Here is an 18,402-nt window from a genome sequence, read left to right on the forward strand (position 1 = left end):
AGTAAGTTTTGACAGAATTAAAGACCGTTGGGCTGTTTGCGCTTACCGCATTAGCAGAAATTATCGGTTGCTACCTACCTTATTTATGGCTGCGAGAAGGTAAGTCAATCTGGCTTCTGATACCTGCTGTACTGAGTTTGGCCGCCTTTGTTTGGTTGCTGACATTGCATCCGACGGCTGTGGGCAGAGTCTATGCCGCTTACGGTGGGGTATATGTAGTCATGGCGATTTTATGGTTGTGGACGGTAAATGGTATCCGACCAACCACTTGGGATGTTATAGGTTCTATTGTCGCGCTATTGGGGATGGCGATTATTATGTTTGCACCGCGCAGTGGCTAATTAAAAATTAGTAGCTAACACAAAAAAATGCCAATCAAACGGTTAAGCTTGATTGGCATATTGTTGTATTTACTATTAGTGTTTACCTAAGATACTGCCGTTGTCTTCTTTCTTAGCTTGTTTCGCCGCTTTCTTTTCTTTTGCCGTCAAAAGTGGTTTCTTTTTTACATTTTTTTTACTGTCTTGACCTTTGCTCATGATTTTTTCCTCTTGAAATAAGCTGCAATACCCGTAAAGTCGAAATAAGCAGACTTCAAGGAATATATTGGTACGAATAACGCAAATATTGCGCACTGTCATGAGTATAGGCTGAAGAGGTGCTAATAGATAGCACGCGCACAATTCACCTACGATTAAATGGATTGCTCCTATTAGCTAAAATTGCGTCATGTCAATTCGTATAATAAATATGAGTATTCATAAGTGCTTACTTACGGATACATGGCGATTTGCTATAATGAGCGACAAGCCGATGAATAGACGCGGCAAACCCTTATTTACAGTTGAATTCAAATAATTTTGATACAAAGAAGTCTAGTACACACTATACATTAGTGTGCCTATCGAAGATGACAATGTAGCGGATTTATGTGGATTTGACGATATTAATATCTAGCACAGTGGTGCTTACTGTTTTGGTCAAAATTATTATGCGTATTCGTAAACTTTTTAAATTTGAAAATGCCCATATCGTTCGTAATTGTAGTTCTGAACGTTGCAAGCATTCTATCCATGGTCACAGCTATCAGATTGAGCTGATTTTAGAAGCCAAGCGCTTAGATCACGGTCAGATGGTCTATGATTTTGGTCTGTTAAAGTCTTCGATCAAAGACATCATCGACAGCTTTGATCATGCTATCTGTTTTTGGAATAAAGACGATCCTGAATATATTGATGCCTGTAAGAAGTTCAGTGCGCGCTGGATAAGCTTGCCAGTATCACCGTCAGCAGAGCAATTCTCACGTGTTATCTTCTTTTGGGCGCAAGAGATTTTGCGCCAGACTCAAATGCAAAATGGCGAGTCAGATGTCAGTGTTTACTCAGTAATTGCGCACGAAACAGCAACAGGTTATGCGCAGTGTTTCGCTGATGATGTGGCCAATGATCAAATGGGCAAACTGGTTTTGGAAGAGTTTGCATTCAGTGACCAAGTTTCTAAGGAATGGCATGACCCTGATCTGTATGCAAAATTGATTCGCGGTGAGAGTTTTATCAATCCATCCGTGACTATGCAAGTACAGACAGAGCAGGTACAAACAGAGCAAGTACAGGCAGGTTCAGACTGATGCACACTGATGAATCTATAAAAGACGACAAATACTCGCAAACATTGATACTGAACTCTGAGCAAGATACTCAATCATTGGCTCAGCAGCTGGCTGATTTGCCATTGACTGGCAGTGTGTGGCTGGCAGGTGACTTGGGTACAGGTAAGACCACGTTGACTCGTTATTGGCTGCAAGCGCTTGGTCATGCAGGCGCAGTCAAAAGCCCAACGTATACCTTGGTTGAGCCTTACAGTATTCAGCAAAGTGATGGCTCGATTAAGCCGGTTTATCATGCAGATTTGTATCGTTTGCAAGATCCAGAAGAGCTGTCTTTCATTGGGTTTGATGAGTATCTAGATGAGCCAAATGCTTTGGTCATTATCGAATGGGCAAGCCGCGCGGATGGCTATTTACCACCGCCGACTTTGTTTATTGATATGACCCAAGGTGATGGTGATAATCATGGTAAAGAATCTCGTTTGGTTGAACTGCGACTATCGAAAGCAGGACAAGCGCTAGATTTAGATCTATCAACGCTCAAAATTTAACGTTATACAAAATGCCTGTAGTCCAAAATATATGATGCTCATTAATGTCTGATAATAACGCTAGTACACGTATCAAAAAACTGTCGCCATTGTTAATCAATCAATTAGCAGCGGGTGAGGTAGTGACACGTCCAGCAGCGGTGGTCAAAGAGCTGCTTGAAAATGCCATCGATGCAGGCGCGACCAATATTGAGGTTCGCATCACTCAAGGCGGTATGGGCTTGATTGAAGTCATAGACAATGGCATTGGTATCCATCCTGATGATATGGTCATGGCCATTACTCGTCACGCAACCAGTAAGGTCGCTGATGTCGCCAATCTACATGGAATTACCACTTTGGGGTTTCGCGGTGAGGCATTAGCAGCAACGGCTGCAGTGTCCCGTTTGACTCTGACGAGTAGTCATGATGATAGTGGTGTTGGTCGTCAGTTACAGGTCGCTGGTGTCTTGGCTGATACGCCAAAATTAGTACCCGTTGTACACAATCGCGGAACGACGATTACGGTCAAAGATTTATATTTCAATGTACCAGCCCGTCGCGGTAATTTGAAATCTATTGCGACTGAGTTTGGGCATATTGAGACTATCGTGCGAGAAGTTGCTTTGGCACGAGCAGATGTGTCGCTTACGCTGTTTCACGACAATAAAAAACGCATGTCTCTATCTTCAAGTACCTTGTCTTCAAATACATTGTCTTCAACGTCACTATCTGTAGGTTCAATGCCTTCAAATAGTGTGCTTACAGATAATAGCATGATAGAGGTTAATCGAAATGGCAACGAAAATGCTAGCCGTCTGCCGTTATCACGTCTTGAGCAAGCCACTGGTATTTCATTAATAGATAACGCCATAAAGATCACGATTGATCTGTCTAGTCTGATGCAACAGACCATGGATTACGCCAATAATAATAGCTTTGACAGTCAAGCGAGTATCAGCGGTTGGTTGTGGCCTATACATTATGAGCAGCAGAGCAAAGTAGCATCGGCGTTGCCAAAGCTAATCTATGTGAATGGTCGACTGGTTAAGGAAGCCTTAATTAATAATCAGCTTCGTCAATTGGCTCAGAGTGCGCAACTAACTGGTATGGGTTACGCACTTTATTTTGACCTACCAACCCAGTGGCTCAATATCAATGTGCATCCATCGAAGCAGCGCATTAAGATTAGCCCACTGAATAATATCATGGCGCATTTAAACCATGCGGTACAGTCTCAGCTGAAAAATATTGAAGTCAACGTACAGCCTGAAAAATGTGACAAACCATTAAGAGAAGATAACACGCTGATAAGTGATGAAAGAGTAAACGTTGTTGCTACCGATCAGCCTTACGAAAATGCTTTATCACAGCCTCGAAGCAGACAGGTAAATACTGCTAAGCAATCATATGAGCTGCCATCCAGTCAGACAGTCCAGACAATGTCTCAATCTCAATATTCAGCAGAGTCAGAATTAGGTAGCAATAAGTTTACCAGTCAGTGTACTAATATTGCTAATGGTGTGTTGGTAGGAACGAGACCCTTACCAATTTGTTTAGAGGTTATTAGCGGCTTAGATAAGTTAGCACTTGGCACTGATATTGCTAAATATGTTGATGATAAGATCTTACCTTGGTTGTTATTTTCCCACCAAGGACAGTGCTTTCTCATTGCTGAAACGGATTGGCAATCAAAGTTGAACCAACTGTTTGAATCACAGATACTGAGCAGTAAGGTATTGCATAAAGACAAGCTGCCCAATAGTGCGAGAGAAATAAATCATCAGCTTATTACTATGAGCCAGCAGATGTCTACACAAGACTTGATGCTATTTATAACGGATCTTGAAGCGTTGCTGATTCAAAACTCTATCAAGACGATCAGTAGCAGTCACCTAGTAACATTGATACTTTTGTCTACCTCTGAAGCAATACCAAGCTAGGTTCGATAGCACACCTTACTGACACATAAATATTACTTACCTATAAATAATAATTAAAGGCAATTCTATGAGACATTCGTCTGATGGTTTATCTCATAAGCTGACAGATAATAGCGTGGTGTGCTTGATGGCGCCAACCGCGAGTGGCAAAACTGCATTGGCATATGAGCTATATGATACAGGGCGCTACGAGCTAATTTCAGTAGATTCAGCATTGATATACTGTGATATGACTATCGGTACAGCAAAGCCATCGGCTAGTGAGCTGGCACGTTATCCGCATCATCTGGTGGATATCATTGATCCGACACAGAGCTATAGTGTTGCGGAATTTGTCGCAGATGTCGCTAGTTTGATTGATGACTGTCATAAGGATGGCAAGATACCGTTATTAGTGGGCGGTACCATGATGTATTACATGGCGCTACTTGATGGACTATCACCTGTGCCTGATAGTGATGATAGCGTGCGCGCCCGTGTGGATCAGTGGCGGCAAGAGGAAGGTATTGAAGCACTGCATGATTACCTTGGTCAAGTTGACCCAATTAGCCATGAGCGTCTTAATGCAACTGATACTCAGCGCATTACCCGAGCGATTGAAGTTTATCTGCAAACAAACATCCCAATCAGTGATTGGCAACGTCAGCCTAAACAAGCACTGGCACATAATCCCAATCAGCAGTGGCATGCATTGACAATAATGCCGGATCGTCCATGGCTACATGCGCGTATTGCTCAGCGTTTAGATATAATGTGGGATGAAGGGCTGGTAGCTGAAGTGATTGGTTTACTTGAGCAATATACATTAACACCTAATTTGCCTGCTATGCGCTGTGTTGGCTATCGACAGGTATTAGAGTATTTGGTACATATTAATCATCCAATATTTGAGTTACCGCACTTGGACAAAGCGCAGTTTTATGCTGCTTTTGGAGGATATTCAGAGTCAGTAGATGGACAAGCAACATCAAATAATACCGCAGAGCTGTCAGCGCAATCATTGCTATCCAGTGAAGAGACCGAGTCACTTGCTTGTCAGCAAATGCAAAATAAGGCATTATATGCTACAAGACAACTGGCAAAACGGCAGTACACTTGGTTGCGTAAAGTCATGCAATTGCCTCATGCTACGACAGATGTGGTAAAGATGCCTGATTTGCCTAATGATGAGAATACCTCTATAGACAGGGGTATGATTATAAAGACATTTACAACGATGGCGCAGGCAAGAGAGTATCTATACTAAAAGTTGCTCGTACGAGTAGATTATTAGCTCAAAGGTAGGTTGCGCGCAAAGCGTAACGTACTGAAAATTGGTATAGAAACAGACGCTACACAGCCATTAGAAAGTAGTGACAATTAGTTTCAAATTATAACGTAGATAACTGCTATAATTTAAATCTATGAAAGTAACGGCTTTAACACTACTTTCCTAATTGCTAGTTACTGATGCTTGTTGAAAATAATCATCAATGATACAAGTAGTTACTTAATTATTTACAATAATAATGTATTCACGATAAAGTGGAATCACTTGACAACAATTAGGGTTTATTTAGATACGTTTTATAAAGATAGCTTATTATTGTATCTACCTTCAGCCATTATAATTAAATCGACACTTAAAATAATTGGCGCTCAAAACATAACTATATAATATTTAGGAGAGATTTCATGTCAAAAGGACAAACTTTACAAGATCCGTTCTTGAACTCGCTGCGCAAAGACCGCATTCCTGTTTCTATTTTTTTGGTCAACGGCATCAAACTGCAAGGCCAAATTGAGTCATTTGATCAATATGTTGTTTTGCTTAAGAATACTGTGAGTCAAATGGTATACAAACATGCTATCTCGACCGTAGTGCCAGCTCGAAATCCTCGTAGTAGTACGACGACTGGCACTAGTACCCAACAACCTCAAAGCGCAGCGCCAACGGCTTATCAAGGTGGTGGTTTTGAGCGTGGTAGTAACCCTGCTAGCACGGGTGGTTTTGAAGAGCGTGGTTTTGCTTCTAACCGTAGTGGTTTTAATCGTGGTGGGTTTAGCCAAGGCCAAGAGCGCGGATTTGAACGCGGTAGCTTTGGTCAAGGTCAAGAACGCGGATTTGAGCGTGGTGGATTTGGTCAAGATCGTGGTTTTGAGAATCCAGCAGACAATGCAGGTTTTGAAGATAAGCCAAATGATGGATCTAATGATAACAACGGTTAAATCTTTCAGTGCATTGCCTAAGCTGCATCGTTAAGATATGACTTATTCAATTAAAACCTGCTGCTATAGTGGGTTTTTTTTGTATAAATAAACACACAATATGATTCAATAGGTGGCTTTTAATTGCTATCGATAGGTTTTGTTTGATGCTATTAACAGCCTAATGTTATTAATATTAGTCATAGTATAGTAAAATACCTGATTGATTCATTATAAAAATAGAGCGTTTTCATGGATAACACCCAAGCCAATTTGACCCATAAGCAGTTTATCAATAGAGCTATCGAGGCGATTAATACCGAAATATCTGCGTTAACACTATTGACAGAACAGATAGATGATAGATTCGCACAAGCTTGCGATACTATCTTGGCCTGTCAGGGTCGAGTGGTAGTGACCGGTATGGGTAAGTCAGGACTGATTGGCCGTAAAATCGCGGCAACATTTGCCTCTACTGGTACACCATCATTTTTTATGCATCCTGGTGAAGCGGGACATGGTGACTTGGGTATGTTGGTAAAAGGTGATGTGCTACTGGCTATCTCTAACTCGGGTGAGTCTGATGAAATCAAGATGCTACTGCCTGTTGTTAAGCGTCTAAATATTCCATTGATTAGCATTAGCCGTGATAAGCGTGGCATGCTGCCTCGTGCTGCTGATATTGTCTTAACACTTGGTCAGTTTCAGGAAGCTTGTCCCCTTAATCTGGCACCTACCTCGAGCACCACGGCCACTTTAGCCCTTGGCGATGCACTGGCAGTTGCTTTGGTACATGCTCGCAATTTTACCTCAGAAGATTTTGCATTGTCGCATCCAGCAGGTGCACTAGGTCGTCAGCTGCTAACACGAGTTGAAGATTTAATGCATACTCAGTCTGAAAATCTGCCACTTATTCATCAACACGCCCCACTGCAAGAGGCTTTATTTACGATGTCTGCTGGGCGCTTGGGTATGACAGTGGTGACTGATGAGAGTGATAAAGTCATTGGTGTGTTTACAGATGGTGACCTGCGCCGTGGCCTAGAAAAAGGCATTGATCTACAAACGCCAATGGGTGAGTTGATGGTCAGTAATCCACGCCGTATTAGTAAATCGATGCGTGCCTCAGATGCACTTAGCGTGATGAATGAAAACAGTATCAGTCAGTTGTTAATTATTGATGATGAAGATCGTTTGGAAGCGATTATTACGGTACATGACTTGTTGCAAGCTGGTGTAAAGTAAGTAGACTGGTGGTATTGGCGTATCACAATAAAATCTAATAAACGGCTCTAAGCAAGAGGTAGATGATGCAGGACTTAATCAAAAAAGCTGGACAAGTAAAATTACTGGTAATGGATGTTGATGGTATATTATCAAATGGTCAAATCATCTATGATGCCAATGGTATCGAGACCAAAGCATTTTCAGTTCATGATGGCGTTGGTGTTAAGTCTTTAGCGCGTTATGGCATCTTAACGGCTATTATTACTGGTCGTAGCAGTGCTATGGTTGATAAACGTGCCCTCGAGATGGGTGTTGGCTACGTGGTGCAAGGACGTGATGATAAGCTAGTTGCTTTAAATGAGCTGCTATCAACCCTTGATCCAGCACTCAATATTACGGCCGCTGATTGTGCTTATATGGGTGATGATTTACCAGATATTAAAGCAATGCAAACAGTCGGGTTTGCTGCAACGGTCCCTAATGCGCATGCAGAAGTAATCAATCGAAGCGATATGGTCACGACTCGTGCAGGTGGCACTGGCGCTGTACGTGAAATATGTGATCTCATCTTAAAGGGTCATGGACACTATCAAGACTTTATTGCGCACTATACGCTTGATGAAGTAAAAACTCAGGATGATTTGTCGTGAATACTCGTGTTTTAGTAATTATTGCATTAATTATTGCTGGTATTGCAGGTTGGTTTTTTCAGCAGCAGGGTGATGTTGCGCCACCAGTTAGTATGGCGCCCACTGATGTCGATTATGAGGCAACAGAAATTAAGGCGGTACAGACTAACGATGAAGGTGAGACTGAGTATGAGCTGACGGCTGAGTCCTTGACGCATAATCCAGAGACCAATCTGGACGAAATGTCAGGTATCACTATGAATTGGGAGCCGTCCGCTGAACAGCGCTATCGTATTGAAGCGGGTACGGCTGCTATCAGTCAAGAGACAGGTGAGCTTAGTTTGTCAGGTGGCTTCTCACTTGTCAGCGAAGGCAAAGAAGGTACGTCTGAGGTTGAGCCAATAAAAGTGACAGGTAGTATCCTTAAAGGTAATACTAAGTCAGGCAAAGTATATAGTGACGAGCCTGTTCAGGTCGAGCAAGGGATGAACCGGTTTGAAGCCTCTAGTATGACTGCCAATCTTGAAACAGGTGAGTATGAGTTTGGCCACGTCGCTGTTGCTTTTACCCCTTCTGAACGCCAAGATAAAGCATTGTTCTAATGATAACGGTGCTTATTGCTTATATAAAAAGACAGCAGCTAGCATAAAGTTTGCAAATTCTACTACCCATTATAAAACGAGTGATTTTATGAAATCTAAATTTTTGCCTACTTTGCGCTCAAATTCAAAAGCACATAGCTTGTGTCAACTGCGCAAGTTACCAATGGTCATGCTGCTAGCATTGCCACTTTATAGCCATGCGCTACCATCAGATTCCAATCAAGAAATAAAACTATTGGCTGACAAGGCGACTTATAGTGAGCGTACAGGGGTGACCAGTTACTCCGGCAATGTCAGTATTACTCAAGGTACGTTTAAGATGACAGCGGACAATATCACTGTCAACTTATCGCAGCAGCGTAGTATTAACTCAGCCGTAGCGACCGGACGTCCAGCGACTATGCAGCAGGTAGTGACTCAAGAAAAAGGTCTAGCAAAAGGTCAAGCCAGCAAAATCGATTATAATGCAGTCACTGGCATCATTACTCTAACGGGTAATGCCAAGTTGGTTCAGAATGGTGCAAGTTTTGCTGGTAATGTCATTCGTTATAGCCTAAAAGCAGGCGATGTTGAGGCAACTGCTGGTGGTAATCAGCGAGTAGAATTGGTATTTCCGCCCAGTAGTGGCAGCAGCCAAAGTGGCGTACGCTAAGACGTTAAATCGTCTATGTATCAATATACAAACCAGTCTGCACCAGTGCTTAGATTTTTCAACAGTATGAGTAAGTTATGAGTGATAGTAAAAATATAGACTCTTCAGCCACGGGTAATAATATAGTACCTGCTGAGCGATTATCGATGCAAAATCTAGGTAAGCGCTATGGTAAACGTTGGGTCGTAAAAGATGTCTCGTTCTCTGTTGAACAAGGACAAGTTGTTGGGTTGTTAGGACCCAACGGTGCAGGTAAGACGACCAGTTTCTATATGGTGGTGGGTCTGGTTAACATGGATAAAGGCCGTGTGACGTTAGGAAAAATGGACCTATCTAAGTATGCGATGCATGAGCGTGCTCGTGCAGGTATTGGCTATTTACCGCAAGAAGCCTCTATTTTTCGTAAATTGTCTATCGAAGACAATATCCTGGCTATTTTGCAAACTCGTAAAGAGTTAAGTAAAAGTGAGCAAAAGCAAGAGCTTGAAAAATTAATCGGTGAATTCCATTTAGAGCATGTACGAAAATCTTTGGGGATGAGTGTGTCAGGTGGTGAGCGTCGTCGCTGTGAGATTGCGCGCGCATTAGCAGCCGACCCAAAATTCATCTTATTAGATGAGCCTTTTGCAGGTGTTGATCCTATCTCTGTAGGCGATATTAAAGACGTTATTCTGTCTCTAAAGAATCGTGGCATCGGGGTTTTAATTACGGATCATAATGTACGCGATACATTGGCCATTTGTGAAAAAGCTTATATCGTTTCAGAGGGCGCCATCATTGCGGAAGGTACTTCGGCTGAAGTCTTAGATAATGAATTGGTGAAGTCTGTCTATTTAGGTAAGGATTTTCAGGTATAAACCGATACTTTTTCATATATACCACGCTAATATTTAAGCTGGCTGCTAGAGTCAAAAGGTTTAACTGATGCCTTCAGCCAGCTACTGCTATCGCTACTTTTCTTATTTTTAGAACGTCACCTCATTTGATACCGTCCCTTCTATCGGTCACAGCCTATTATGGCTATGGCTGATTAATCTCTAAGTCATTCTTAAACTTAAACTTAAACTTATAGTTACACTAGCATTCATACAAGTGTCACGATATTTTCTCAGTTATTTTTGATTGAACACCTGAATAAGGCTCATAAATTATGGCAAAAAATAAGAGCAGCTATGTCTGTCAGCATTGCGGTGCGCATTTTGGCAAGTGGGCAGGGCAGTGTACCGATTGTGGCGAGTGGAATAGCTTGGTTGAAGCACCTAATGTCAGCATGCCACATCATAATAAAAGTACAGCCAAGCCTAATGCCAGTCGTGCCGCTTCTCGTAGTACTGGCGCACCTGCGGGTAATTATTCAGGTACGCATAGTGCGGTCATGCCACTCAACGCAGTCAGCGTAACGTTAGACACGCGTCTACCGACGGGCATTGGTGAGTTCGATCGAGTGCTGGGTGGTGGATTGGTCGCTGGTTCTGTAGTACTGATAGGCGGCGACCCTGGTATTGGTAAGTCGACTATTCTATTGCAAACGGCGACTAATATGGCACGTGCTGACTCATTAGCAGGTAGTGCACTGTATGTGACAGGTGAAGAGTCACTTGCGCAGGTAGCCATGCGCGCCAAACGTTTGGATTTGCCTGCAGACAGGCTACGCGTACTCGCTGAAACCAATGTGGAGACAATTTGTGCAGCTTTGACACAAGAGCAGCCAGCGATTGCTATTATTGACTCTATTCAGACGATTTATACAGATGCGATCAACTCCGCACCGGGCGGTGTCAGTCAGATTCGAGAGTCTGCAGCTATTTTGACCCGCTATGCTAAGCAAACGGGTACGGCACTATTCTTAGTAGGTCATGTGACGAAAGAGGGTACGCTAGCGGGCCCCCGTGTACTTGAGCATATGGTAGATACAGTGTTGTACTTTGAAGGTCAGTCAGACTCTAAATTTCGCATGATTCGTGCTGTCAAAAACCGTTTCGGTGCGGTTAATGAGTTGGGTATTTTTGGTATGACTGACATGGGTCTTAAAGAAGTGGCCAACCCATCGGCGATATTTTTGAGTCGCTATGACAAACCTGTGGCTGGTTCTGTTGTTATGGTCAGCCGTGAAGGCACAAGACCTTTATTGGTAGAAGTACAGGCCTTAGTTGATGATTCACAAGGTTCACCTAGACGGATGGCATTGGGGTTGGACTTTCAGCGTCTGTCTATGTTGTTAGCTGTCATGCACCGTCATGGTGGTATTCATACCAGTGGGCAAGATGTCTATGTCAATGTGGTCGGTGGTGTCAAAGTCATAGAGACAGGATCTGATTTAGCAGTGTTATTGGCCTGTGCCTCAAGCATTAAGGAACGGGCATTGCCATCGTCATTAGCGGTCTTTGGTGAAGTAGGACTCTCTGGTGAAATTCGCCCTGTACCTAATGGGCAAGAGCGTCTCAAAGAAGCGATGAAGCATGGATTCAAGCATGCCATCATTCCAAAGGCCAATGCGCCTGCTAAGAATGCACCTCAGTTTAAAGGTATTAATGTCATTGCGGTAGAGCGGCTTGATGATGCGATTGAGAGCGCATTTGAATTGTAAGGTCTTATGTCTTTGATTCTGATATAGTCAATTTAAGCTAAATAAAAAAGCGCCTAACTCATCATGGTTAGGCGCTTTTTATTGTTTGATATAGCTATTAGATAAAGGTTGCGGCAGGACTATTGTGATAAAACTATTGCGGCAGAACTATGGTCCTGAAACACGCTCAATAGAAACGTTGCCAACCCCTTTGTTCGTAATACCTAGGCGTTTAGCAGCGCCATAAGATAGATCTAATACGCGGTTGCCATGGAATGGGCCACGATCATTCACTTTGACCACGACGCTTTTACCGTTTGTCTTATTGGTAACTTTAACATAGCAGTTCAAGGGTAATGAGCGATGTGCTGCTGTCAATGCGTTCATGTCAAAGGTTTCGCCACTGGCTGTTTTACGGCCATGGAATTTTCGACCATACCAAGACGCTAGGCCAGTCTGCTTAAATTTGCTGACTGAGTTAGAGGCAACGGCTGTCAGACGCTCTAGTACATCTTCATCATTGCTTACTTGTGTCGAGTCATTAGCCAACAGCGAACTGCTAAGTGCTAAAGAAGTAGGTTGACGTGCTGACTTAACCAAACTTGATGCACCATCATGTTGACGGCTAAGCTCACCAAGCACACGATCGATATGGGAGGCGTTATCTTGTGAAATCATCGCAAGGGAGGTTTTGGAGTCTACAGCATTGGCATTAGTAACGGCTGCAGAGCCAGCAAACAATACTGCTGATACGGTAAGTAAACCAGATAAACGCTTATTCATAGATACCTCTATAACATGTACATTAAAACCTAACTCTAATCATGTTAGATAGAGTGTCACAGTATCCATTCGAATTAACTGTGTCATACACTCTGAAGCCGCATTATCAATCTAGTTTTTATATAATAATTGATACCAGATAGGACTTTTATAGATTTTAATATAGGGTAATTTTTCATCATCATAAGTCGGTTACAGTCACTTAACTGAAAGTACTTATGACACGCTCAAATGATAGTCAATGATATTCATAAAGCACATTACTTAAATAGGAAAGTTAAGTACTAAACCTATTACCTAATAAATGACTTTACGTATAACTTTGTGGCTAAACCGTTAATTAAGTAGTGTATTTGAAAGCTCAAAATCTACAAGCTGCTTACTATACGGCTGGGCTACAACTAGAATATAATTGAATGAAAACTTTTTTAGTAGCTCTGTACGGGTTATGTATCAAAGTACATTTGAACGAGGTTAACGCAATTATTTGTAAAAAACAAGGATTAAAATCTATCAGTACTATTTATGAAGGTATATTCTTTGAGGAAGAAACGAAAGGTAGGATTGATGTTTATACGATATATATCAACTATTTATAAGTATTTTTTATGGCGTGTATGAGCACTTTTTTGATGGACATTATATTTTCTATTAAAATAGACAGATACTAAAAATCATTAGTTAGGTTTAATATTTGATTGTTTAATATTCATGCTCAATTGTTTTCAAATTCACTACTGTCTAAATTCACTACTTTAATCCGTTAATTTAATGATCAAAAGATTTGATAGGAGGAGTGCTATTCTATTTTACTCCTCCTAGTTATCTTTAAGTGTTTTTTGACAAATCAGCGTTAAACTGATTTATGGGTGTGGATAGACATTAGCAGCCCAAAGCCTGCCATTAGCGTTACGATAGCAGTACCACCATAGCTGATAAAAGGTAGAGGGACACCAACCACAGGTAAAATACCACCAACCATACCGACATTGACGAATACATAAACAAAGAAGGACATGGCAATAGCACCTGCTAACAATCTGCTATAGGCATCAGGGTGGGTAAAGGCAATGTACAAGGCGCGCATGAGGATACAAGAGTAAATAAACATCAATAGCAACACACCTAGCAAGCCAAACTCTTCAGAAAAAGCGGCAATAATAAAATCCGTATGACCCTCTGGTAAGAAGTGTAGGTGCGACTGCGTACCCTCTAAGTAGCCTTTTCCTGTGAGGCCACCAGACCCAATAGCGGTTTTGGATTGAATAATATTCCAACCAGCCCCTTGGACATCGGCTTCAGGGTTTAGCAGTGTCATGACGCGTGTTCGCTGATAGTCGTGTAATAGAAAGTTCCAAGCGAAGGCGATAAGAGGTACTGCTAGAATGGCTGCTGCTGAAATCAGTCGCCAAGATAGTCCTGCTAAAAACAACACAAAAACACCACTGGCTGCTACCAATATCGAAGTACCAAGGTCAGGCTCTTTGGCAATCAATAAGACAGGTACTATGATTAATCCTAACGTGATAGCGATACTAGAGGCAGACGGTGGCAACTCACGTTTGGACAGAAACCAAGCACACATCATCGGCATGCCCAGCCTCATAAATTCTGATGGCTGAACACTACCAAACCCAGGTAGGTTAATCCAGCGCTGAGCACCCATACGTACTTCGCCGATGATATCAACTAGCACCAACAGTATGAGCCCAAGCACATAAAATATGGGCGTAAAGGTACGATAGATACTAGGAGGTATCTGCGCCATAATAACCATGACCGTAAAAGCCACACCGTAGCTGATCATCTGGCGTATGACCATATTGACGTCTTGGGCTGCAGCACTGTATAAAATCGTCAAACCAATGCAGCAAACCGTTAATAAAAGCAGTGTTAGCCATGGGTCGATATGAATACGCTGCCATAGCGTTGGTGCATGACCTTGGCCGAAGTGATGGCTCTGACGTGAAAAACGATATTGCGGATTAGAAGACATAGGCAAAGTGAGTCTGGCAATTGGTGTAAAAGAAAAGTTTTATCTAATGATATAGATTCAGAGAGAGCAGGATGTTATTACACTAATGCAATGTTGCGTAAAAAGTAACACCTAAGCAATAAAGTCACATAATTATAAAAATTATGAGGATAAGTGTTAATTACGAATATCACACCTCTGATTAGAAGCGATAGTTTAGCCTGCTTGCTGAAAATTTGATAGTATCGATAAAACGTTTTTAGCGGTAGTCTCTTGCGATGATCAATATAACAGCCCGAAACTATAGGCATATTCAGCAGCCTATGATTGCATTACTTGTGTGTGCCAGCAGTATTTCTGCCCATGCTGCGCTTACCAGTGATAATAGTGAACGTCGAATACAAGTACGTCAAGGTAGTAATGTCTACATTGAACCTTCCACAAATAACTCAATTCACAGCCCTGGTGTTACGATGCTGAGTGGCGACAATGCTACCAATGGCGATAGCATGCAGGGATTGATTGCTCAAAAACAGCGTGATTTTAATTTGGATGCCCGTCTATCTATCGAAGAAAACAAACGTGTCAATATCAACCGGCGTCCGCCTACTTATGGCACAGAACACAATCATGATGGCCATGAGACAGGAAACAATGATGACAATGACGCTGTCAGTGTTGACTTTAATGTCTGGCTGAATAATAACAGTTACCGTGCCAAACAAGTGGCAGAGTATCAACGCTATCTCAGCTCGCAAGTGGGCGCAAAAAACGTACCACCACTATCACAGTTATTGACTACTGCTCGTAGCTGGAGTAAATGTGGCTATGAGCCTTATCAGTTGCCTCCGCAAGAATTATGGGCAAACATTGTACCGACGTTACGTCTGTATAGTGAGCTCAAGCAGCAGGGCATCTTGCCTGCAAGTAGTGAAATACGTTCGGTATATCGTAGTCCCGGCCTCAATGATTGTGCAGGCGGTGCTGACAGCAGCAAGCACATGAATGCTAGTGCTATGGACATCTGGGTGCCAGAATATGAATATAACCCATGGCAGCGTAGTACAATGCAGGATGGATTGTGTCAATTTTGGCAATATCAGGGAAGCGGGCATAATTTTGGTTTAGGGTTATATGCGACAGGCGCTATTCATTTAGATACTGATGGCTATCGTAAGTGGGGGTTCAACCATGCGAGTAGTGGCTCGCCTTGTCGCTATTAGGATTACTTATCAATGAGTAGAATATCAGCTGTGAGATAGTTCAAAAGTAAAAAATAAACGCATGAGTCATAAATTTCTTTGGTATTAATGAATATGTTGATAAAATATATTCGCATAACTAAAAGTAACACTTATTTGATCTCTTGATTGAGTCGCTAGATAGCTTGTAAAGCTTGCCTGTCAATCTTGGTAATTCCATACTTTTGCAAGAAATTTATTATAAGTAGAATTTATGAAAAAGCAGTACTCAGCAAAAAATAATAATACCTGTAAGCCCGCCAAAAAATTTTTGAAGTTAAATAACAAGCGCATTGTTTTATTTGGTTCAGCCATTTTCTCAATTTTATTTATCAGTGCTTGCAGTCCAGATTCTATTTTTGAAGACAGTATGCCAATGACAGAGGTGACTGCTAACAATGCTGATAAAACCTTACAAGAGGCGCAAGAGATTGAAGACAATATTCGAAACTCTTATGCTCGATTGGCTTCACAACGTTCAGATGTTTGTCCAAAACTGATACAAGAGAATGTGGGTAGTCAGGTTGTTGAGCGTACTGCAGAAGTTATGGTAAATGATTATTGTGATTATTTTCTATATCCACAAGAAGGTCAAAATATTTCTGTTAAAGTTAACAACCGTCAAATCGAAGCATTATTAATAGTCCCTACATTACACAACTTTGCCAATGGTGATTATCAAGTAAGCTCTTACGACAAGCACGTGATTCGACTGGCTTATAATGGGGCAGACTATAAGCCTGAAAATTTTATTTATGACGTTGCCGTAACGATTGCCAATTAAATATGCCCTTAACTGTCTTTATCACTAAAGATAAACGTGAAGAGCGATGCTATTTCTGGCATCGCTCTTGAGCTAAGCAATTACTTTTTAGACTTCTTATCTTTCCAAGGGTCATCCTGACCGACAGTAACAATTAAAAAATCATCAGGCTTTAGCGTGTCACGCATTGTTTGATTGACCTCCGACAGCTTTACTTGGTCAATACGATTGACGTAATTGGTCAGATAATTGTCTTGTAACTGATAGAAATTCATCATACCAAGTAAACCATTAATCCCCGCATTACTCGCAAATCCCATTGGAAAACTATTCTTAAGGCCATCTGTTGTCAGCTGCATCTCGCTACTGGTAATACCCTCATCTAAAGTATCATTGATAACCTCTAAACTGGCATCAATGGCAGCACGAGCTTTATCATTACGGGTTGAAAACCCAATCTGATATGGGCCTTTTGCGAGCATTGGGTTCATAGATCCTGATATGCCGTAGGTGTAACCAAGATTTTGTCTAATTTCAGTCATCAGCCGTGCATTAAAATCTCCCCCAGCCATCACTTCGTTACCGACAGCAAAGTTTGTTTGCTGCTGCTGATCTTTTGTATTGGTAGCGCGTTTGCTGCCTAACTGGCCCATCAGTACGGTAGTTTGGGTGCTCGGAAATGGAATATGAATGTGCTTTGCTTGGCTTAGTGATTTCGGCTCAGGTAACTCCGTTGCCATTTGACCTATTGGTAGCTTGGTAGTGATATCTTCAGCCAGTTTTTTTGCTTGTGCTAGGGTTAGATTTCCTGTCATAGCAAGCGAAGCATTAGCCGCGACTAAATAACGGTTTTTAAAATCTATCAGCTGTTGTTTGCCGATATTAGGGACGCTTTCAAGCGTACCAGCGGATGGATGAGCATAGGGGTGCTCCCCGTATAGCGCCTGATCAAAAGCAATGCTGGCAAGGCTATTGGGATCTTGTTTTTGTTGCTGCAAACCGACCAATAATCGTGCTTTGTTGCGCGCTAAAATATCATCGTCAAAAGCAGGTTCGCTGAGCATCTGAGTCATTAAATCGATGGCAGGCAGTAGATGTTTATCATCAGATAAGCTCCGCAATGAGACGATAAACATGTCTTTATAGGCACTGCTGTCTAGATTGATACCCAATGTTTCAACTGCTTGTGTGAATTTGTTTTCATCCAAGCTTTTAGAGCCTTGCGTCAGCATGGTCGCCGTCATGCTAGCAATACCAAAGCCATCTTTTTGGATGCTGCTATCACGTGCGCTACCTGCATTAAAGCGCAAGTCGACATCGACAATTGGCAATGTCGTGGTTTGTACAAAGCGTACAGGTACACCCGATTCGGTTTTGAACTGCTGAATCGTTGGTACGGTGACGGTCAAAGGTTTGGCGTCATTTAAGCTCGTCAATTTCGATAGTGCGGCAATGGGTGCGCTCGTATCTACGGCAGCTGCTGAGCCACGATATTCTTCAGTAGCCGCTGAGTCCGCTTGTGCGGGTATCGTTAATATCGTCATACCGAATAATATACCCATGCTCAGTTGAGAGAGCTTTTTAGAGGCGGCGTTTAGTCGTTGCATTGGCATTCGTGCATGATTTAGAGAGTCTTTTCGTATCTGTAATAAGTTATTATTTTGAGTCATGGTTTTCTTCTTATTAATAGTAACGTCT

At 42.0% G+C, this 18,402-nt stretch carries 18 protein-coding genes; 14 read left to right on the forward strand and 4 right to left on the reverse strand.

All coding sequences use genetic code 11. The features are described from left to right. The first annotated feature begins 8 nt into the window (after window positions 1–8). Complete coding sequence (locus tag DFP82_RS10935) at window positions 9–341, forward strand: YnfA family protein (protein WP_110923768.1); 333 nt, start codon at window positions 9–11, stop codon at window positions 339–341. Between the two features lie 75 nt (window positions 342–416). Here the strand turns inward: DFP82_RS10935 and DFP82_RS14895 are convergent, their stop codons facing one another. Beyond that, a complete protein-coding gene (locus DFP82_RS14895) occupies window positions 417–539 on the reverse strand; it encodes a hypothetical protein (protein WP_264753840.1) in 123 nt (40 codons plus the stop codon). A 452-nt stretch (window positions 540–991) separates the two neighbouring features. Between DFP82_RS14895 and DFP82_RS10940 the strand changes: the two genes are divergently transcribed. The 11 genes from DFP82_RS10940 (at window position 992) to radA (ending at window position 11,963) form a co-directional block, all read left to right on the forward strand. Next, complete coding sequence (locus DFP82_RS10940; RefSeq protein WP_110923769.1) at window positions 992–1,627, forward strand: 6-pyruvoyl trahydropterin synthase family protein; 636 nt, start codon at window positions 992–994, stop codon at window positions 1,625–1,627. Further along, on the forward strand, window positions 1,627–2,157 hold the full coding sequence (tsaE, locus tag DFP82_RS10945; RefSeq protein WP_110923770.1) for a tRNA (adenosine(37)-N6)-threonylcarbamoyltransferase complex ATPase subunit type 1 TsaE: 531 nt from the start codon (window positions 1,627–1,629) through the stop codon (window positions 2,155–2,157). The genes DFP82_RS10940 and tsaE overlap by 1 nt, the downstream gene beginning before the upstream one ends. Window positions 2,158–2,201: 44 nt before the next feature. Beyond that, complete coding sequence (mutL, locus tag DFP82_RS10950) at window positions 2,202–4,079, forward strand: DNA mismatch repair endonuclease MutL (protein WP_110923771.1); 1,878 nt, start codon at window positions 2,202–2,204, stop codon at window positions 4,077–4,079. A gap of 67 nt (window positions 4,080–4,146) precedes the next feature. Beyond that, window positions 4,147–5,325 carry a tRNA (adenosine(37)-N6)-dimethylallyltransferase MiaA gene (gene miaA / locus DFP82_RS10955; protein WP_110923772.1) on the forward strand — a complete coding sequence of 393 codons (1,179 nt, stop codon included), beginning with the start codon at window positions 4,147–4,149 and terminating at the stop codon, window positions 5,323–5,325. Between the two features lie 428 nt (window positions 5,326–5,753). Beyond that, window positions 5,754–6,287, forward strand: coding sequence for an RNA chaperone Hfq (gene hfq, locus DFP82_RS10960; RefSeq protein ID WP_110923773.1), 534 nt, complete (start codon window positions 5,754–5,756; stop codon window positions 6,285–6,287). 231 nt (window positions 6,288–6,518) lie between these two features. Next, the gene (locus DFP82_RS10965) at window positions 6,519–7,511 is read left to right on the forward strand and encodes a KpsF/GutQ family sugar-phosphate isomerase (RefSeq protein WP_110923774.1); all 993 of its coding nucleotides are present in this window, start codon (window positions 6,519–6,521) and stop codon (window positions 7,509–7,511) included. Window positions 7,512–7,576: 65 nt separating this feature from the next. Next, window positions 7,577–8,143 (forward strand): KdsC family phosphatase, encoded by a 567-nt coding sequence (locus tag DFP82_RS10970; protein WP_110923775.1) that lies wholly within the window; start codon window positions 7,577–7,579, stop codon window positions 8,141–8,143. Continuing rightward, complete coding sequence (lptC, locus tag DFP82_RS10975; RefSeq protein ID WP_110923776.1) at window positions 8,140–8,724, forward strand: LPS export ABC transporter periplasmic protein LptC; 585 nt, start codon at window positions 8,140–8,142, stop codon at window positions 8,722–8,724. Before DFP82_RS10970 ends, lptC begins: the two co-directional genes overlap by 4 nt. Window positions 8,725–8,887: 163 nt before the next feature. Further along, entirely contained in the window at window positions 8,888–9,376 is a 489-nt protein-coding gene (gene lptA, locus DFP82_RS10980; RefSeq protein WP_227669241.1) for a lipopolysaccharide transport periplasmic protein LptA, read from the forward strand. A gap of 77 nt (window positions 9,377–9,453) precedes the next feature. Then, window positions 9,454–10,233 carry an LPS export ABC transporter ATP-binding protein gene (lptB, locus tag DFP82_RS10985; RefSeq protein ID WP_110923778.1) on the forward strand — a complete coding sequence of 260 codons (780 nt, stop codon included), beginning with the start codon at window positions 9,454–9,456 and terminating at the stop codon, window positions 10,231–10,233. A gap of 293 nt (window positions 10,234–10,526) precedes the next feature. Further along, entirely contained in the window at window positions 10,527–11,963 is a 1,437-nt protein-coding gene (radA, locus tag DFP82_RS10990) for a DNA repair protein RadA (RefSeq protein ID WP_110923779.1), read from the forward strand. A 147-nt stretch (window positions 11,964–12,110) separates the two neighbouring features. Here the strand turns inward: radA and DFP82_RS10995 are convergent, their stop codons facing one another. After that, on the reverse strand, window positions 12,111–12,725 hold the full coding sequence (locus DFP82_RS10995; RefSeq protein ID WP_110923780.1) for a septal ring lytic transglycosylase RlpA family protein: 615 nt from the start codon (window positions 12,723–12,725) through the stop codon (window positions 12,111–12,113). An 853-nt stretch (window positions 12,726–13,578) separates the two neighbouring features. Next, window positions 13,579–14,721: a rod shape-determining protein RodA gene (gene rodA, locus DFP82_RS11000; RefSeq protein WP_110923781.1), complete on the reverse strand. Its 1,143-nt coding sequence runs from the start codon at window positions 14,719–14,721 to the stop codon at window positions 13,579–13,581. 302 nt (window positions 14,722–15,023) lie between these two features. Here rodA and DFP82_RS11005 point away from each other — a divergent pair, with 302 nt between their 5' ends. Both DFP82_RS11005 and DFP82_RS11010 read left to right on the forward strand, forming a co-directional pair. Further along, a complete protein-coding gene (locus DFP82_RS11005; protein ID WP_227681388.1) occupies window positions 15,024–15,923 on the forward strand; it encodes a D-Ala-D-Ala carboxypeptidase family metallohydrolase in 900 nt (299 codons plus the stop codon). Window positions 15,924–16,155: 232 nt separating this feature from the next. Then, window positions 16,156–16,725, forward strand: a complete 570-nt coding sequence (locus DFP82_RS11010) for a hypothetical protein (protein WP_110923783.1) — start codon at window positions 16,156–16,158, stop codon at window positions 16,723–16,725. An 80-nt stretch (window positions 16,726–16,805) separates the two neighbouring features. On the opposite strand, the gene DFP82_RS11015 is transcribed toward DFP82_RS11010, so the two are convergent. After that, entirely contained in the window at window positions 16,806–18,374 is a 1,569-nt protein-coding gene (locus DFP82_RS11015) for a M16 family metallopeptidase (RefSeq protein ID WP_110923784.1), read from the reverse strand. Between the last annotated feature and the right edge of the window lie 28 nt (window positions 18,375–18,402).

Origin of the sequence: Psychrobacter fozii, assembly GCF_003217155.1 — a bacterium.
Lineage (GTDB): Bacteria > Pseudomonadota > Gammaproteobacteria > Pseudomonadales > Moraxellaceae > Psychrobacter > Psychrobacter fozii.

Excerpts from the sequence above, each read along its gene's own strand:
- DFP82_RS10970 (WP_110923775.1), top strand. The coding sequence starts at position 7,577 with ATGCAGGACTTAATCAAAAAAGCTGGACAAGTAAAATTACTGGTAATG.
- DFP82_RS11010 (WP_110923783.1), top strand. The coding sequence starts at position 16,156 with ATGAAAAAGCAGTACTCAGCAAAAAATAATAATACCTGTAAGCCCGCC.
- miaA (WP_110923772.1), top strand. The coding sequence starts at position 4,147 with ATGAGACATTCGTCTGATGGTTTATCTCATAAGCTGACAGATAATAGC.
- DFP82_RS14895 (WP_264753840.1), bottom strand. The coding sequence starts at position 539 with ATGAGCAAAGGTCAAGACAGTAAAAAAAATGTAAAAAAGAAACCACTT.
- DFP82_RS10965 (WP_110923774.1), top strand. The coding sequence starts at position 6,519 with ATGGATAACACCCAAGCCAATTTGACCCATAAGCAGTTTATCAATAGA.
- DFP82_RS10995 (WP_110923780.1), bottom strand. The coding sequence starts at position 12,725 with ATGAATAAGCGTTTATCTGGTTTACTTACCGTATCAGCAGTATTGTTT.
- rodA (WP_110923781.1), bottom strand. The coding sequence starts at position 14,721 with ATGTCTTCTAATCCGCAATATCGTTTTTCACGTCAGAGCCATCACTTC.
- DFP82_RS10940 (WP_110923769.1), top strand. The coding sequence starts at position 992 with ATGCGTATTCGTAAACTTTTTAAATTTGAAAATGCCCATATCGTTCGT.
- lptB (WP_110923778.1), top strand. The coding sequence starts at position 9,454 with ATGAGTGATAGTAAAAATATAGACTCTTCAGCCACGGGTAATAATATA.
- lptA (WP_227669241.1), top strand. The coding sequence starts at position 8,888 with ATGGTCATGCTGCTAGCATTGCCACTTTATAGCCATGCGCTACCATCA.
- tsaE (WP_110923770.1), top strand. The coding sequence starts at position 1,627 with ATGCACACTGATGAATCTATAAAAGACGACAAATACTCGCAAACATTG.
- DFP82_RS11005 (WP_227681388.1), top strand. The coding sequence starts at position 15,024 with ATGATTGCATTACTTGTGTGTGCCAGCAGTATTTCTGCCCATGCTGCG.
- hfq (WP_110923773.1), top strand. The coding sequence starts at position 5,754 with ATGTCAAAAGGACAAACTTTACAAGATCCGTTCTTGAACTCGCTGCGC.
- radA (WP_110923779.1), top strand. The coding sequence starts at position 10,527 with ATGGCAAAAAATAAGAGCAGCTATGTCTGTCAGCATTGCGGTGCGCAT.
- DFP82_RS11015 (WP_110923784.1), bottom strand. The coding sequence starts at position 18,374 with ATGACTCAAAATAATAACTTATTACAGATACGAAAAGACTCTCTAAAT.
- mutL (WP_110923771.1), top strand. The coding sequence starts at position 2,202 with ATGTCTGATAATAACGCTAGTACACGTATCAAAAAACTGTCGCCATTG.